Raw genomic sequence first — 17,355 nt, 5'->3', positions numbered from 1 at the left:
CGGTGGCTGAATAATCAGCCACCGCTTTTTTATTTCAACGTAGCCGTTTATTGGCGATGGGATTTACGCGCTTCCAGTCTTCGCAAAAACTCTCGCATAATATCGTCATATAAAGCTGGCCCCAGATAAGCATCTTCCACACCGCTATCGATGCTCGGATTGTCGTTAATTTCAATTAACACCACCCGGCTGCCACTTTGCTTAATATCGATACCATAGAGCCCATCTCCCACCAATTTCGCCGATTTTGTAGCAATTTTTAGCACTTTTTCCGGTACTTCGGAAATTGGCACCGCGGCTGATTTACCTGAATCGGTGCCTTTTTTGGTGTTGTGGTTATAGATCTGCCAGTGGCCTTTACTCATAAAATACTGACAGGCATAAATTGGCTTGTTGTTGAACACACCAATTCGCCAGTCGTAATCAGTGAACATAAATTCCTGCAGTAAGATTATCGCCGATTGCTGGAAAAACTCTGCCGCGTTACTTCGCAGCTCATCAACATTATTGACCTTGATAACCCCTTTGGAAAATGCACCGTCAGGAATTTTCATTACCAGTGGAAAAGTGGCTTCTGCACCGATTTTTTCCAGACCGGCTTTATCATTGCGATACAGCAGATGCGATTCCGGCATTGGCAAATTATGTTTTTCCAGCAGTTCTTTCAGATAGATCTTATTGGTGCAGCGGATAATTGATGTCGGGTCATCAATGACAACCAACCCCTCGCTTTCAGCCCGCCGGGCAAATTTATAGGTGTGATTATGGATCGCTGTTGTTTCACGGATAAACAAGGCGTCATACTCAGCAATCCGAATATAATCTCGCGGTGTGATCAATTCCACATCAATACCGATACGCTTACCACTGGCGATAAAACGTTTTAATGCCGTCGCATCGCTGGGCGGCATTTTTTCATCCGGGTTATGCAAAATGGCCATGTCATAACGATATTGGCGACGTTTGGAAGGTTTGCGCCATAATTTATGACTGAACGCATCCAGCGCATTGGCAAAATTATCCTGTTCACTGTCACTGAGCTGATTGAGTGGAGCCGCTTTAATAGACGAAATCAGCCAATGACCTTTATGACTGAATTCGATTTCGATGATTGGGCAGGGATACTGTTCGAAGATCTGTCTGGCCAGCTTTTGCAGACCCTTAAATTCACACTGGCCAAAAAAAACTTTGAGGTTAAAGCTGGTCTCGGATTGTTTATCGCTGGCGGCGATGACTTTATCGAGCTGTGTTCCAAAATCGGATAAGTCGTAGGCATACAGGCTTTTGCGAGATAAATCATTGATGGTTCGCAAACTTGGCATTACCCGATGCCCACGTGCTTCGGCCACCATGGAACAGTAATAGCCGGGGCTCAGGTATTCCAAGCCATGACAAAGGTTAATAATTTGCGCACGCTCGCTCGCAGTAGGAGAGGGCGTTTGCAAATAATCATCCACAGCGATGACCTGCGCACTGGGAAAATAAGGCGCCCAGTCTTCAATATTTTCCAGGATTATCAGATGGTTAGTCATATGATGTTAGCGTTGCTCCGATTCAGGTTAGCCAGACGATTTGTGCATCATAAAGTGATTGTGTCATGGTTGTGATAAATATTTTTGCCACTATGCAGTTTATCTGGTCAAAATCATAAAAGTCGCCTATTCTTCGCCGAAATTTTATGTACAGGAGAGTTGTTGCCATGTATGCAGATGCCGTTCTGAGCGTGTTTTCACAACGCTATGCTGACGCAAGAGACAAGTTTATCTCAGCAGTGGAAACAAGCTCCATTGTCGAGCGGGTCAATAATATTGTCCACCCGCTACGTGGGCCGAAAAACGAACGCTTATTCTGCGATATTGCCTGGGCCGGCAGCCCCAAGGCAAAAAATATTCTGGTGTTAGTGTCCGGAATACATGGTGTTGAAGGTGGTGTGGGCTCTGCCATTCAATCGGATTTTGTGGGACGTCATCGACGATTACCTGCTGATGTGTGTGTGGTCATGGTTCATGCATTAAATCCCTGGGGATTTGCCTGTGCCAGTCGCAATGATCATGAAGGTATCGATATCAATCGTAATTTTGTCGACTTTGATTCCAAGTTACCGGATTCTGATGAGGCGGTAGCCATCTGGGAAAAACTGAGTAAAAAAAAGGATGCCGTTGAGCAGGTTGGTGACCAGCGGGAGCAGTTTGATAAGCTCAGCCAAGGCCAATACACCAAAGCCGATGCCCTATACTATGGTGGCGATAAACCCAGTTGGTCACGCCAGACCATTGAACAATTAATGACTCAGTTAAAGCCGGAAAAACGTGAAAACGTGGTTGTTATTGATATTCATAGCGGCCTGGGACCTTATGGCTATGGTGAATTGATCTGTGACCACCTTCCTAAAACGGCTGGTCAAAAAAAGGCGCGTGAATTATTTGGCCCCACGGTAACGGAACCGGCTCTGGGTACCTCTACTTCGGGCGTAAAACATGGCCTGCATGATTATTTCTGGCATCAGCAAGGTGATAATGTGTGTTTTCTGACGCTGGAATTCGGCACGTTTAGCAATCAGCAAATGCTGAAAGTCCTGTTTGCTGATCAACAGCTACAACAATCCGGCAAGGTTGACTGGTCTGATCAGAAAACACTGGATATCAAACATGCCATGCAGGATTTTTTCTGTCCTGATGAAACACAATGGCAGGAGTTAGTATTGTTCCGTGGACGCCAGGTCATTGAAATGGCTTTGGAAGGTTTAACCGCCAATGCAAATGGTCGTTAACCAACAGACTGATCCGATAATTTTTCGTGCGGCCACCTTAGCTGATGTAGATGCCCTGCTGGCAATTGAAAATGTCTGTTTTGATAGTGATCAACTGTCCCGACGTAGTTTCAAATGGATGATCAATAAGGCTAACGCCTTATTATTAGTGGCCGAGCAACAACAAAAATTAATGGGCTATGTGCTGTTGCTATATGCCCGAGGCACTTCGCTGGGGCGTATTTATTCGCTGGCGGTATTACCTGAATATCGTAATCAGAAAATTGCCAGAGCATTGATGCGGGAGGCCGAACAGGCTGCATTGACCGCCGGCAGAAGCTTTATCCGTCTGGAAGTGCGACCTGATAATGTGGGTGCCATCAAACTATATGAGAGCCTGGGCTATCACCAGTTTGAAATTGTCACCGACTACTATGAAGATCATGCCAATGCGCTACGTATGATGAAAGTATTGCAGCCACAACCAGAAGAGTTGCATCAGCAAGTATTTCATTATTCTCAAAGTACCGATTTTACCTGTGGTCCTGCCAGTTTGATGATGGCGATGAAAACACTGCAACCGATAATGCATCTGGATCGTGGACTGGAATTACAACTTTGGCGAGAAGCGACCACCATATTTATGACTTCCGGACATGGTGGCTGTAGTGCTCAGGGGCTGGCCCTGGCCGCATGGCGACGCTATTTCAAAACCAGCCTGATTACCAATAGTGATGATGTGCCGTTTGTTAATGGTGTGCGCAGTGAAGATAAAAAAGCGGTAATGGAGTGTGTGCATCAGGACTTTATGCAACAACTGGAAACCTCGGATGTTGAGCAACAGATGCGTCATATTGATGTGAATTTATTGCGGGAGTACCTGAACCAAGGTGCGCTGGCCGTCGTGCTGATTAGCTCGTATCGTCTGAACCAGAACAAATCGCCACATTGGGTGGTGCTGGTGTCGATTTCAGATACCTTTGTTTATTTTCATGACCCTGACATTGATTGGGATGATGACAAAACGCTGACGGACAGCTTTTATGTGCCAGTGACCCATAAAGAATTTAATCGCATGTTGGGTTACGGCAAGCCTCGCTATCAGGCGGCTGTTATCTTGCATTCGACCAAATAAACCCCATTTATTATTCGAACTTGCCCCCTATAAACAAGTCTCTGCAGTACAGGAGAACCTCATGATCGATAAACTCAAACAATTCTTACAACGTGAATTACTCAGCGATAACGATACCGGAGATGGTGCGCAAGTTTCGGTCAAACTCGCTGCAGCCGCCTTGATGGTGGAGGTGATTGCCTCTGATTATCATTTCAAAGACGAAGAGCGGGAAATGCTGTTGACCATTTTGCAGAGACGCTTTTCACTCGATAAAACTTCGGCAGAAAGTTTGCTTAATGAAGCTGAGCAAGCTCACAAATCAGCCACTGACTATTTTGCTTTTACCTCAGAAATCAACCGCCAGTTCAGCCAGAAAAAGAAAGTTGAACTGATACACTTGCTTTGGCAACTCGCTAATGCTGATAACGAAATTCATCAAATAGAACAACACGTTATTCGTCGCATCAGCAATCTGTTACATGTCGAGCACAGTGATTATATCGCCGCCAAGCTGGCGGCAACAGGGCATACTTAATAAGCTTGAAACTTTGTGTGGAAGCATTCCACTTTCCAATGTTGAGCAAAGATTTGAACGAGTCCTGGTCCTGTTTATAGTCCTAACGCTGCAATCTCAATCCGTGCTGCAGCACCATACAGTTTAGAAGCATCACCATCCACATCGCCCTCTGGGGCAATACTTGGCCATAAATCAGCAAGCTCATCCAGATAGCCTTCAACCTGTTTAACAGCCTCAGCTGATTCATTGCGAGTGGCTTTAGGCAATTGTTCCAGACGGCGATTGGCGATTTGGGTAAAGCCGTAAGCATCCTGATATTCATGCAGATTAACGAGTTTGCCGTTTTCAACGCCCAGGGCATATTCTTCACCTGCCGTGCGGACCAGGTCTTTGATACTCTGCAGAGTGTTTTTTAAATCGGGTTTCACCACAGCTTCAGCCGCTTTGATGCCGGCTTCCAGTTGTTTGTATGCCTCATCCACTTCTTTCTGAGGAGCTTGGCTGGTTACTGTGTCAGCCAGATTGCTCAGTGCAACATCAAAACGTTCGCCACCACGATATTCAATAGAGGGAACCAGCCCGGCATAAAGCTCATCACGGGGATGTTTCATATGGGTAATCGCCATATCGACCTGGCCTTGTTTATACAACTCATAACCCACCAGCAAGTGACCGCGAATCAGACCCAAGCGTGTTAAAAAAGCGACATCATTGGTTTTCAGATCGGTCTCGCTAACACCGTCACCTTCACCCTCACCAGCGGCTGCCAGCGTGATATTTTCGTGGGTGAAGTGTATATCATGGGACACATTCGCGGCAGCGGCATTCAGGCTGATGCCGCTGGCCAAAGCCACGCCAATGCTTAACCATTTTTTACGATTTTCTTGCATAGTCTGTCTCTCTGAGTGGGGGTATGATAAGTTATCTACTTTGCCATAAATGAGAAGCATTCTCAATATGATCCTGCATCTTTCACAGTGTTTATCAGCGATTGATCTCGACGCTATTAATGCATCTATAAAGGATATCCTGTTTCATGACGGACAGAGCACGGCTGGCCGGGCTGCCATTCAGGTAAAACATAATCAGCAGGCTGATATGCTGGAAGTTGGCGGTGTGTTAAAGCTGGTTGAACAACGCCTGCTGGCCAATGATTTATTTTTACAGACCACCCATGCACAACAATTTGTTCGACTGCTGGTAAGTCGTTATAAACCCGGCATGCGTTACGGCACCCATGTCGATGAAGCATTGATCAACAACCAGCGCACGGATATTTCATTCACCTTGTTTTTATCGGACCAAACCCAGTATCAGGGCGGCGAGCTGGTGTTAGAAGACAGTAGCGGGGAACGTAGCTGGAAATTGGATGCGGGTGATTTACTGTTATATCCCTCGACGTATCTGCACCGGGTTAATGAAGTTACCGACGGTGAAAGACTGGTTATTGTTGGTTGGCTCACCAGCCGGGTACGGGAGCCAAATCAACGGGAAATTCTGTTTGATATGGAGCAGTCAGTCCGTCAAGAATTCAATTTAAACGGTAAAACAGAGCAATATGATCGCCTTTCGCGAGTACGCAATAATCTGTTACGACAATGGCTGGACCGTTAAAACCTTCAACGTTTATCGGCAAGGCCATTCAACAGTTAGATATTTTTAGGGATTGCTCTCATTAATTAATTACCCTAAAATGCAACTGCGAATCATTATCATTAACAGTTGCGAATAATTACTATGAATGCGCCATTGTCTCCACCACCGACAGAAAGTCTTGAAAAACTCTATCAAAACAATTTCAGCTGGTTGCAAAATTGGTTGCGTGAGCGGTTAAGTTGTTCTCATCAGGCCGCTGATTTGGCACAGGATACGTTTGTCAGACTGCTTTCTGCACCTGACTTTCATGGCAAAGTTGAAACGATTCGTGAGCCTCGTAGTTATCTTGTGACTGTTGCAAAACGGGTGATGATTGATCATTTCCGTCGTCGCACGATTGAACAATCTTATCTGCAGGCCTTGATGCAACAACCCGAACAGGAAGGCATTTCGTCAGAGCAAAGTTTAATTGTTCTGGAAACGCTGTATCGCATTGATGCGATGCTGGATGGTTTAGGGGCCAAAGTGAAAAGGGCATTTTTGATGTCCCAGTTGAAAGGCATGACCTACCGCGAAATCGCTGAGGAAATGGGCATATCAGAAAGCTCGGTGAAAAAATATATGGCCAAAGCCACCCAGCATTGTCTGTTATTTTCGTTATATGAGCAGCTTGATGCATGAAAGCGACTTTAGCGAGATTAACACCGCAGCAGCAGAAAGCGCTGGCGGATGCAGCTCAGTGGCATGTGGAACTCACGGCGGACTCCAATGCTGATAAAACACAGCAAGCCTGGCAAAGCTGGTTATCGAAACAGCCTGAAAATCAATGGGCCTGGCAGCAACTGGGAAATCTGCAACAACAACTCAAGCAACTTCCCGGTGATCTGGCATTTAATTCTCTTAAACCAGACACAGAAGAGCAACCTTCAAATACTCGACGAAACATACTGAAAAGTATTGCTGGTATGGGTGTTATTTCATCTTCTAGCTGGCTGACTTGGCAGTATTCACCTGCCAGATTGATGCTGGCGGATCATCACACTGAAACGGGTGAAATACGCGAAGTGCAACTTGCGGATGGCTCAATCGTTATGCTGAATAGTGCTTCAGCAATCAATGTCGATTTTTCGGAGGTGGAACGACGGATTAATCTGCAACAAGGTGAGATTATGATCTCCACCAATTCAACCAATGATATCCGGCCTTTTTATGTGCAAACCCGCCAAGGTTTATTAAAACCATTTGGGACGCGGTTTTCTGTTCAGCAACAAAAAGATTACACGATTCTGTCGGTGTTTGAGCATCAGGTAAAAGTCAGTTTGCCTAATAAACAGCAGACCATTTGCACGGCAGGTAATCAGTTGATTTTTACCCAAACGGAATTTGAACCTTTTGCGCCACTTGTGGAGGGTGAAGACGCCTGGGTGCAGCAAAAGCTGATTATCAATGATATGCCGTTGGACAGTTTTTTAAATGAGCTGGCCCGTTATCGGCCCGGTGTAATTCGTGTTGAACCTGAGCTGTCGAAATTTCATATCAGTGGCACATTTGATGTGAGCAATACTGACCAAGCGTTAATGGCGGTAACGCGGTTATTCCCAGTAGATGTCACATTTCGCAGCCGTTATTGGGTGACTGTTCATTCGGCGTAATTCAATAACTTATACCTTTTTAAATGCTAACTCGTCTTTGTGGATAACCCCTTAACAACGTTATTCATACAAGAGGATTTATGCAAACCACTTTATCGATACCCCAAAAAACACCTGTTGTTCGTGCCATTCAGCGGATAACCGGCACCAGCAGACATTTGTTGTTATGTAGTGCGTTATTAATGCCTGTCCTGGCATATCCGACCAACATCTATGCAGAGACAGTCACCCAGAGTTATTCCATTCAATCCGGTGAGTTAGGCAGTGTGTTAAACCGTTTTGCCAGTCAGGCAGGTGTGAATATTTATTTTGATGCAGCGTTAACCCGAGGTCTTCAAAGCTCAGGACTCACTGGTGAACATTCTATTGATTCGGCTTTGCAGCAATTACTGCAAGGTACCAATTTGCAGATTGTTAAAACTTCTGCAGACAGTTATCAGCTGCAAGCCAATTCTTCTAACTCAACATCAGAAGTGGATAGTGTGACACTGGCACCGGTTCAGGTCAGTGCGACAGGTATTGGTAATACGACTGAAGGCACCAATTCCTACACAACAGGTTCAATGAATACCGCGACAAGATTAGGTTTATCGATTCGGGAAACACCGCAGTCGGTATCAGTTATTTCAAGACAGTTGATGGATGATATGCAGCTGGAGTCGCTGACTGATGTCGTTAATACGGTGACTGGTATTAATGCAAAATCTTTAGATAGTTCTCGATTTGGATTTTCGGCTCGTGGTTTTGATATTGATAATTATCAAATAGACGGTGTTCCAACCACTTGGTCATCTGGTTGGGCGGCAGGTGAGTCCCAAATGGACACCGTTATTTATGATCGTATTGAAGTGGTACGTGGTGCCAGCGGATTGATTTCCGGCGCGGGTAATCCCTCTGCTGCAATTAATTTAGTACGCAAAAAAGCTGATAGCAAAGAATTTACCGGGCATGCTTCTGTGAGTGCAGGCAGTTGGGATCGCTATCAGGGCACGGTTGATATTTCGACACCGCTTAATGGAGCCGGAACAATACGTGGTCGGGTAGTGGGTAGTTATGTGGATGAGCGTTCCTATGTCGATTTGCTGGAAAATGAAAAAACCGTGTTTTATGGCACATTAGCGGCTGATCTCACTGACAACACCTTAATGAATGTCGGCATCAGCCAGCAACAGAATAAACCCACGGGTTCAACCTGGGGTGGTTTGCCAACCTGGTTCAGTGATGGCGGCAGAACCGACTGGTCGCGTTCAAAAACTACGGCAGCCGACTGGACGGAGTGGAGTTCAACACATACCAATTATTTTGCCAATGTTGAGCATGTATTTGATTCTGGTTTAAAGCTTTATGCCGGATATACCAAAAACATTAATGAAGCCGACTTACGTTTGTTATATCTCTCTGGGGCACCTGATCGTGTAACCGGACTAGGATTATCTGCCAGCCCGGCCTGGTACGATGTGGAGAGAGAACAGGATACTATCGATATCTATGGCTCACTGCCATTTGATTTTGCTGGAAAAAGTCATGAATTCACGGTGGGCTTCATGCATAGCAAACAGGATTTAACGACTGATAACCGTCCACGCGTTGCCACAGCGCCAGGAAGTTTTTATGACTGGGATGGTTCGTATCCAGAGCCTGAATGGGGTGAAAAAACCACCTACACCACCCAAAACACCAAACAAGTCGGTGGTTATGCTGTTGCTCGGCTGACCCTTGCCGACCCACTGAAATTAATCCTGGGTAGCCGCATTACTAACTGGGAAATTGAAGGCATGAAATGGAATGGTGACCGATACAACTTTGATCATCATCAGGTTGTTACTCCTTATGCTGGTTTGATCTATGAGATTAATGATATCTATTCAGCCTATGTCAGTTACACCGATATCTTTAATCCGCAGGATTACCAGGATCGTAATGGAAATTATCTGGACCCGTTGGAAGGGGAGAACTATGAAGCTGGCATCAAGGCTGAGTATCTGCAAGGCCGCCTCAATGCAATGATTTCTGTTTTCCGTATTGAGCAGGATAATCTGGCGCAGGTAGATGCGGGTTATTTGATTCCAGGTACCATTAACCAAGCTTATTACGCTGCAGAAGGCACGACCAGTAAAGGCTTTGAAGCCGAAATTTCGGGTGCCATTACCGATAACTGGAATCTGATGGTGGGCTGGTCACAGTTTCAGGCAGAAGATGCTGACGGAACGGCAGTCAATACACGTTATCCGCGTCGAACAGCGACATTGTTTACTACCTATCGCTTAAATCAATTAACTCTGGGGGGCGGTGTGAACTGGGAAAGCTCGAATTATACTTTGGCGACTAATCCTTTAGGCCAGACCGAAAAGTTAAAACAGGATAGTTATGCGCTTGTCAGACTGATGGCTAAATACCAGGTAACACCTGCATTGAGTGCTCAGCTGAATATCAATAACCTGTTTGATGAAAAGTATTACACCAACATTGGTTTTTACAGTCAGCTGGCCTATGGTGCCCCACGTAATGCCAATCTGACATTGAAATATGATTTCTGAGTAAATTAGAAATCAGTTTGAATATCAAGGCTCTGCCGGTCTTACCGGCAGAGCCTTTTTATTATATTTAATAAGCTGTTACCATCTTAACTATGGCATCTGTGCAGTGCTTTTCAATATTCCTTTCCCAAGACTTTTATCCCACTGAAATCCACCGATAAGGAGATTTCCGATGAGTCAGCCCGCTTTTAAACAACGTCAGCCGGATCGCGGTAAACATCTGAAAGATTACTGGCCTTTGCTGGCATTAATTTTAATCAGCGCAGTTGCTGCGTTGGCGATAAGTTATTCAACTCAGGTCACTATGCTCAACTGGATGCACTATTTTATGGGCATCTTTTTGTCGATTTTTGCTTTGTTAAAACTGTTTCATCCTTCGGCGTTTGCTGATGGCTTTCAGATGTATGATTTACTGGCCAGGAAAAGTCGGGTTTATGCCTATTTTTATCCCTGGCTGGAGCTGGCTCTGGGCCTGGGCTACCTGTCATTTTTTATGCCGCAACTGGTTTATGCATTCACCATCTTGCTATTGGGATTCGGTGCTATCGGGGTGATTCTGGCGTTGCGAAAAGGGCTGGATATCAATTGCCCTTGTATGGGGTCAATTCTGGATGTGCCACTCAGTACGGTTACTTTAACTGAGGATATAGGCATGGTGGTGATGGCCCTGATAATGTGGACGATGCTGATTTAATACGATGAACAGGAGGAACACATTATGGTTGCCGAATGGACAGATAAAGACGAACGTCAGTATGAGCACATAAAAGAACAACAGAAAAAAACTGGTAAAAAGACGGATAAAGCAGAACAAATCGCGGCTCGCACGGTGAATAAACAGCGCCGAGAAGAAGGCCGTACACCGAGAAAAACTACTCAGGGAACAGGCAATCCCAATTCCTCATTGGAGTCACGGACACGGCAGGAGCTGTATAACCGGGCCAGCCAATTGAATATCAAGGGGCGGAGCAAAATGAGCAAGTCGGAACTGGTGACCGCTATTCGTAATAACTGACAAATAGCGGCTTTTTATCAAAGTGGCGAGACGTTATTAATTAATCGCATTGTTCCCACATAGGCTGAAGCTGGCAGTTCACCGCTTTTGTTTCAGTTTCAGAATCATTGCGAGATTCAGGTTCTGTGGTTTTAACTTCCGATGGGGATGTATCAGAATTGGTTTCCCTGCCAAAATCACTCTCAAATGCATCCACAAAGGCATTTTGCAAGATGGCGAGAAAAGCCTGCCAGGCACTGGTATCAGGGTTATCAAGATTGCCACGGATTTCAATTTGGGTGGCAATGCGGTCTCTAGGTTCATTGCGGAATATCTGGCCAAATGCACCGACAATCGCTTGCCAGGCCGCACTGAAAACGCCTTCTTCCAGATCTTTTTCCAAATCAAAGATTTCAACATTATCCATAACGGGTTTTGCATAGCCGGTTAACTGGGCCTCATCGGCTTGTAATTCCATGACAAAGTCACCGTTACCGGATTTGAAATTAAAATTGCCGTAGGCCTCGGAAACCTGATTGAGCTTGGTCAGATCGATTCCGGTGATTTTTAACTTGAGTTCAAAATTATGAAAATCCCCTAATGGGTCCAAGCGGCCGCTTAATGTGGCATCGGCGTTATCAAATAGCCGTCCCTCCACGTCAAAATTGGCATATTCCAATCCTTCGTTGCGATCGGTATTACTCAAATTGGTGATCTCACCATTCAGTTGATAAAACACCAGATGAACCGGGGGATCAGAGGTAAAGTTATGAAAATGGATTTCACCATTATCAATATTTAATCGATCAATCTGTAATGGAATAATCTCCTGCACCGTCTGACGCCAGGTGGATTTTTCTTCGGGTTTGTCGTCAGTTTCGTCATCCACCAGATGAATTTCGGCATTCATCAAATCCACATCGGCTACCACTTTACCTGCTAAAAGTGCAGCCCAGCTCACAGAGGTGTCGATGGTTTGTGCTTTAAAAAAGACGACTTCAGGTTGGTCTTTTTTGGTGATTTCCAGTTGGTCGACAGAATAGGCACCGCGCCAAAGGTGGATATCCACATCGGCTATCTCTCCTTGATATTCGCCTATATCCGCCATTTTGCCATTCAAATAGTCCTTGACGATGGACGGCAATTGCATGCGCAGAATAATCAACGCGATAAGCAGCAGCACAATAATAATCAAGGTATAGGAATAGCGTCTGGCGACCATGGTGATCTCCTGTTAAGACGTCTTAGATGAATCACAACAGAGCAAAATCACCCGCCAGATTATTCAGACGGGTGATCAGACTCATAAGGTGATTCAAACCTAAAAACCATCTAGTCTGCCCGTTGCCAAAAACGAATATCACGACAGTTTTGGGTGAATTCGTCCGTGGTTTTGTTATTGGTTAACTGCATACAGCCTTCGTCCAGCATTTCACTGAGACCGGCTTTTTTCATAAGCGGCATGGCATCTTCTACGTAACCGATAAATTTCTTGTGATTAAAAGCATCACTGACAAAGGTGATGGCCGGTGGCATATCTGCCAGCATTTTCACGGCGTCGCTGCCGGGCAGAATCACAATGGCATCAAATAGCACCGAAGGGCCGCCATCCACTTTTTCATCGACCATGATACTGTCACCGTCGCTGCTGGTGATTTCACCGGTATGTGGGGCAACCACTTCCAACATGGCTCCTTCTGCTTTAAGTGACTTCTTAAGCGATTTGAAAATATCGGCATCAAACCCATCGGTCATCAATACACCGACTTTACGGCCTTTAAAACTATCAGGACCATTTTTGAGAATGCTCAATTTGTCAGAAGCGGGCAGATCATCACGCGTTGGCATTGCTGCATCAGCCGGTTCCGGCAACGGATCGATGCCCAATTTATCAGCGACATTTTCGGCTAATTGTTGATCAATGTTCAGCAGATGACTAACCATGCGTTTACGGATTGCCGGTGTTTTGACTTTACTGAGCTCAAACGCAAATGCATTGATAATATGCTGCTGCTCCGTTTCAGTCTGGCTGATATAAAACTGTCTGGCCTGGCTGTAGTGATCAGCAAAGGTTTCGGAACGTTCACGGACTTTTGGTCCAGATACATCTTCAGGATAACTTTCAAAACCTTTTACCGGACATTCACGTGGACCACCTTCTTCTTCGCCCCAGCTATTCGGTTCGTAGTTGGCCCGACCGGTCGGATTGCTCATTGCCATATGACCATCCTGCTGGAAATGATGCATCGGGCATTTCGGTGCGTTGATTGGAATGTGGGTGAAATTGGGTCCACCCAGACGTTTTAACTGCGTATCGAGATAGGAAAAATTTCTGCCCTGCAGCAGGGGATCATTAGAATGATCGATACCTTTGACGATATTCTGGGTACAGAACGCAACCTGTTCAGTTTCAGCAAAGAAGTTACTGACCACCCGATCCAACACTAAACGACCGACAATACGAATAGGTACCTGCTCTTCCGGGATAAGCTTGGTGGCATCCAGCACATCAAACTCAAATTTTTCGGCAAATTCTTCATCAAAAATCTGCAGTCCCAGTTCCCACTCAGGGTAATCTCCCTGACTGATGGCGTTCCATAAATCACGTCGATGGAAATCCGGATCGGCACCGTTGATTTTTAACGCTTCATCCCATAAAACAGACTGCATGCCCTGTTTTGGCTTCCAGTGAAATTTAACAAACTGGGACTTGCCGTTTTTATCTACCAGTCTGAAGCTGTGTACGCCAAAGCCTTCCATAAACCGGAATGAGCGTGGAATCGTGCGATCGGACATTTGCCACATCAGCATATGCATGCTTTCCGGCATCAATGACGCAAAATCCCAGAAATTATCATGGGCCGATTGCGCCTGTGGAAATCCGCGATCGGGTTCTTCTTTGACGGCATGAACCAGATCAGGAAATTTCATCGCATCCTGAATAAAAAATACCGGGATATTGTTACCCACGATGTCCCAGTTGCCTTCTTTGGTATAGAGCTTGACGGCAAAGCCACGAACATCACGGGCCAGATCAGCTGATCCTTTATTGCCTGCCACGGTCGAGAAACGTACAAAAGCCGGGGTTCTTTCGCCTTTACGCTGGAAAATATCAGCAGAGGTAACGTCTTCTAATGTTTCTGTTGTTTCGAAATAGCCGTGAGCACCAAAGCCACGGGCATGAACGACCCTTTCTGGAATACGTTCGTGATCAAAATGAAACAGCTTTTCGCGCAGGATATGATCTTCCATTAATGTCGGACCACGGGCTCCGGCTTTTAGGGAATTCTGATCGTCGGCAATCGGGCCGCCTTGCTGGGTAGTGAGTGTGGAGGTATTCCCGGTCGCTTGCTGATGAGGTTCGCCACCATGACCTCGGTTTGTTTTCGGATCGGTTTTGTCCATGACTTCTCCTTGATTATTTTTTGGGTGTACAGAGGATGTGTCGCGAGAAATTTAGCGATTGGTAAAGGCCTGTTGATCTTGGATCGCAACGCTTAGTTGCAAGTACAGCCACAACCCATTCTGCGCCGGCCCCAACTAATTACATTAACCTGAGTAAAGTGAGCTGGGTCACAAAATTGAGAATTAGTGGCAGACAGTGTTTACAGGTTACAAAGAATTTTTAATGGGGCAGGTGGATAAGGAGAGAGCGTTCTTATTGTCTGAGAAAAGGCAATTAATAAGCGTTTTTAATCAGCTTTATAGTCCGGAAAAATAGCCTTGCGGATAATCGCATGCACGCCCAGATTGCCGTCCACTACCTGGGTAATACCAAAATCCACCGCTACCGAAATTAGTGATATAGCTTCATCTTCACTAAGCTCATGTTCCTTCATAAGATAGTGACGGGCTTTTCTGAAGGCGTCACGCATGGCGGCTTCCATAGAGGAGTTTTTATATACTTGCGTCTGGGCATTCGGGCCAAGCTCGGCCTGATAGTCGGAGAAACTCATGCCCTGTAATACCCATTCATCCGGCGTTTCCAGAAACGGATGGCTGAGGCCGTCCATAAAACTGTCTTTCAAATCACGTTGTTTGTGCAACACCAATTGAAATACACCGGTTAAAGAACATTCAATTGCAGTACCGCATAATTCCGAATCACCCTGCGATGCGTGGGGATCGCCGACCGAGAACAAAGCACCCGGAGTAGCAACAGGTAAGAACAATTTGGTGCCTTTCCCTGCACGCCAGTTATCCATATTGCCGCCAAAATAGCTGGGAGGAATGGAATCAACCATACCGCTTTCACGCGGGGCGACGGCCATCACACCAAAATGCGGTCTGACCGGAATAACGGCTTTGTCGAGAATACCGAACTGTTTGTCGATACTGGAATGATCAACCGGTATGCCGGGGTAATCAATGGTTGGGTGCACAATGCCATAGGGATCGGTTTGCGGTGTCCAGCGAAAGTTATAAATCGCCTTGGCATGCGGTGAATGGGTGTGTTGGTGTACTTCATATACCGTGACCACCTCACGCTTTTTGGGTTCGGTGAGCAGATCGTCATATTGAAAGCCCCACCAGGTGGCGGCATTGCTGCCAAAGTGTTTGCCTTGATATTTCGGGCTGCAGCTGGGACGTGGCTGAATATCCAAAATGCGTATTTCCAGCACATCACCGGGTTCGGCATCGCTGACATAAACCGGACCAGTACAGATATGCACCCCAAAACCTTCACCTGCACCACGGCCAAATATCGTGGCATCCATCGGCCCGGCACCCCGCCGGTCAACATTCTTTGTTGTACCCGTCCAGTGAAAAACACTCTGTGCTCCGGCATCGCCGTCGATCATACGTTCGCAGTCATCAGACGCATGCTGGGATAAGGTTTCAATGGTTACAATATCACCGGAATGAACGGTTAATACCGGTTTGATCGCATTGCTGAAATAGCCCCAGTGAACGGTTTTATCGGACACTGGCAGGTAATATTGTCGAGGCGAGTGAGTGTCGGTTTGACCAGGCGCAGTGTTATCTATGTCGGAAACCCGTTTAGGTGAAAGTCGCAATGACAGCGCATATTTAGCATGATCATCCAATACTTCCTGAAATGGCCTGCGACGTTTTTGGATGTCATCATCGGATTGCGGAGCTGATGCAGCCGAACGAGCTGATGGTTTGGTTTGTGGACAACCACGGCGAAGTTGTTCATGCAGATCCTGCGGCGGTGCAGCGCGATAACTTTTGGGTGACACGCCCATAAATTGCGAAAAGGTACGGCTGAAGTTGGCCGCGTCATTAAAGCCCCAGCGGTAGCACAGCTGAGCAATGCTGAACTGGGCAAGGGCAGGGTTAGCCAGATCGATACAGCAATGCTGTATCCGCCGGCTTTTCAAATATTCACTGAACGTTGTGCCACTGTTTTTGAACAGTTTTTGTAAGTATCTGGCGGATAAACCTTCCTGCGCAGCGATTTTTTCAATATTCAGATCCGGATCGTCCAGCCGTGAATCCACCGTTCTGCACACCCGACGTAAATGGGCCAATTGCACATCAGTAGCTTCTTCATTGGCAGCAGATTGTTTATGGGAAAGACAAGCCACCAGTAACTCGGCTAGCGTTACTTCTAAGGCAGGCAGCTCATTGTTATCCACATGAGGCAACTGTTCGGTCAGCGATTGCAGCATGTTCAGGCATAACGCGCCGATACCTTGTTGTGTGCTGATGCGATTTGCTTCCTGTCGTCCGGTTCGCACCAGCCTGAGCAGAAAGCTGGATGACTCCAGTTTGATCAGCATGATGCGAAAACGGGTTTGCAAAGCCAGTCGCCAGGATTGGCTAGGATCCAGCAACATGATATCCCCGGAACGTAATTTGACGGTTTGATCGGCATCCAGCACCTGCGCGGTGCCATCCAGCAAGGCGAGCACCAATACAGTGCCTTGTAAGGGTTGGGTTGATTTGGCTGCGATCGGTGACAGAATCTGTGGGGCTGCGGTGAGTTGTACAAATACAGAGTCGCGTGCCGAGACCGACAATGCCATATGGCCACTGTCGTCATTACGAATGGAGCTTGCAGCATCACTCGCCAGACCGAGCCTGGAAAGGATTTCATTCCAGGCCGGCTGGCGTAGCTCTGCGGGTATAGCACTGGCAGAAAAGCGTTTCAGGTCAGTCACGGTCGTGTCTTATTCCTTGAATACTGAAGCATCCTTTCGCAAGTGTTATGCCATAACCATTAACT

14 protein-coding genes are annotated in these 17,355 nt (G+C 46.3%); 9 read left to right on the top strand and 5 right to left on the bottom strand.

Annotated features, from left to right (window positions below):
* Positions 1 to 47: 47 nt before the first annotated feature.
* The gene (locus B2W60_RS12970) at positions 48 to 1,532 is read right to left on the bottom strand and encodes a RimK family protein (protein WP_292361347.1); all 1,485 of its coding nucleotides are present in this window, start codon (positions 1,530 to 1,532) and stop codon (positions 48 to 50) included.
* Positions 1,533 to 1,699: 167 nt separating this feature from the next.
* On the opposite strand from B2W60_RS12970, the gene B2W60_RS12965 reads away from it, so the two are divergent.
* The 3 genes from B2W60_RS12965 (at position 1,700) to B2W60_RS12955 (ending at position 4,401) form a co-directional block, all read left to right on the top strand.
* Positions 1,700 to 2,770 carry a DUF2817 domain-containing protein gene (locus tag B2W60_RS12965; protein ID WP_292361346.1) on the top strand — a complete coding sequence of 357 codons (1,071 nt, stop codon included), beginning with the start codon at positions 1,700 to 1,702 and terminating at the stop codon, positions 2,768 to 2,770.
* A complete protein-coding gene (locus B2W60_RS12960; protein ID WP_292361345.1) occupies positions 2,754 to 3,884 on the top strand; it encodes a GNAT family N-acetyltransferase/peptidase C39 family protein in 1,131 nt (376 codons plus the stop codon). The genes B2W60_RS12965 and B2W60_RS12960 overlap by 17 nt, the downstream gene beginning before the upstream one ends.
* Before the next feature lie 61 nt (positions 3,885 to 3,945).
* Positions 3,946 to 4,401 (top strand): TerB family tellurite resistance protein, encoded by a 456-nt coding sequence (locus B2W60_RS12955; RefSeq protein WP_292361344.1) that lies wholly within the window; start codon positions 3,946 to 3,948, stop codon positions 4,399 to 4,401.
* A 74-nt stretch (positions 4,402 to 4,475) separates the two neighbouring features.
* Here B2W60_RS12955 and B2W60_RS12950 read toward each other — a convergent pair whose 3' ends face one another.
* Complete coding sequence (locus B2W60_RS12950) at positions 4,476 to 5,273, bottom strand: hypothetical protein (protein WP_292361343.1); 798 nt, start codon at positions 5,271 to 5,273, stop codon at positions 4,476 to 4,478.
* 67 nt (positions 5,274 to 5,340) lie between these two features.
* On the opposite strand from B2W60_RS12950, the gene B2W60_RS12945 reads away from it, so the two are divergent.
* The 6 genes from B2W60_RS12945 (at position 5,341) to B2W60_RS12920 (ending at position 11,183) form a co-directional block, all read left to right on the top strand.
* Positions 5,341 to 5,997, top strand: coding sequence for a Fe2+-dependent dioxygenase (locus tag B2W60_RS12945; protein WP_292361342.1), 657 nt, complete (start codon positions 5,341 to 5,343; stop codon positions 5,995 to 5,997).
* 123 nt (positions 5,998 to 6,120) lie between these two features.
* Positions 6,121 to 6,660 (top strand): sigma-70 family RNA polymerase sigma factor, encoded by a 540-nt coding sequence (locus B2W60_RS12940; protein ID WP_292361341.1) that lies wholly within the window; start codon positions 6,121 to 6,123, stop codon positions 6,658 to 6,660.
* A complete protein-coding gene (locus B2W60_RS12935; RefSeq protein ID WP_292361340.1) occupies positions 6,657 to 7,631 on the top strand; it encodes a FecR domain-containing protein in 975 nt (324 codons plus the stop codon). Before B2W60_RS12940 ends, B2W60_RS12935 begins: the two co-directional genes overlap by 4 nt.
* An 80-nt stretch (positions 7,632 to 7,711) precedes the next feature.
* Positions 7,712 to 10,168, top strand: coding sequence for a TonB-dependent siderophore receptor (locus tag B2W60_RS12930; protein WP_292361339.1), 2,457 nt, complete (start codon positions 7,712 to 7,714; stop codon positions 10,166 to 10,168).
* A 172-nt stretch (positions 10,169 to 10,340) separates the two neighbouring features.
* Entirely contained in the window at positions 10,341 to 10,862 is a 522-nt protein-coding gene (locus tag B2W60_RS12925; RefSeq protein WP_292361338.1) for a MauE/DoxX family redox-associated membrane protein, read from the top strand.
* A gap of 24 nt (positions 10,863 to 10,886) precedes the next feature.
* Positions 10,887 to 11,183 carry a Rho termination factor N-terminal domain-containing protein gene (locus tag B2W60_RS12920; protein ID WP_292361337.1) on the top strand — a complete coding sequence of 99 codons (297 nt, stop codon included), beginning with the start codon at positions 10,887 to 10,889 and terminating at the stop codon, positions 11,181 to 11,183.
* Positions 11,184 to 11,223: 40 nt separating this feature from the next.
* Here B2W60_RS12920 and B2W60_RS12915 read toward each other — a convergent pair whose 3' ends face one another.
* From B2W60_RS12915 to B2W60_RS12905, 3 genes are all read right to left on the bottom strand, one after another.
* On the bottom strand, positions 11,224 to 12,384 hold the full coding sequence (locus B2W60_RS12915; protein WP_292361336.1) for a DUF748 domain-containing protein: 1,161 nt from the start codon (positions 12,382 to 12,384) through the stop codon (positions 11,224 to 11,226).
* A 110-nt stretch (positions 12,385 to 12,494) separates the two neighbouring features.
* On the bottom strand, positions 12,495 to 14,567 hold the full coding sequence (locus B2W60_RS12910) for a catalase (protein ID WP_292361335.1): 2,073 nt from the start codon (positions 14,565 to 14,567) through the stop codon (positions 12,495 to 12,497).
* 287 nt (positions 14,568 to 14,854) lie between these two features.
* Complete coding sequence (locus B2W60_RS12905) at positions 14,855 to 17,290, bottom strand: acetamidase/formamidase family protein (RefSeq protein ID WP_292361334.1); 2,436 nt, start codon at positions 17,288 to 17,290, stop codon at positions 14,855 to 14,857.
* Between the last annotated feature and the right edge of the window lie 65 nt (positions 17,291 to 17,355).

This window comes from Methylophaga sp. UBA2496 (assembly GCF_002341635.1).
Classification (GTDB): Bacteria; Pseudomonadota; Gammaproteobacteria; order Nitrosococcales; family Methylophagaceae; genus Methylophaga.
Note: the sequence above shows the minus strand (reverse complement) of the source record. Positions and strands in the feature narration are given on the sequence as shown.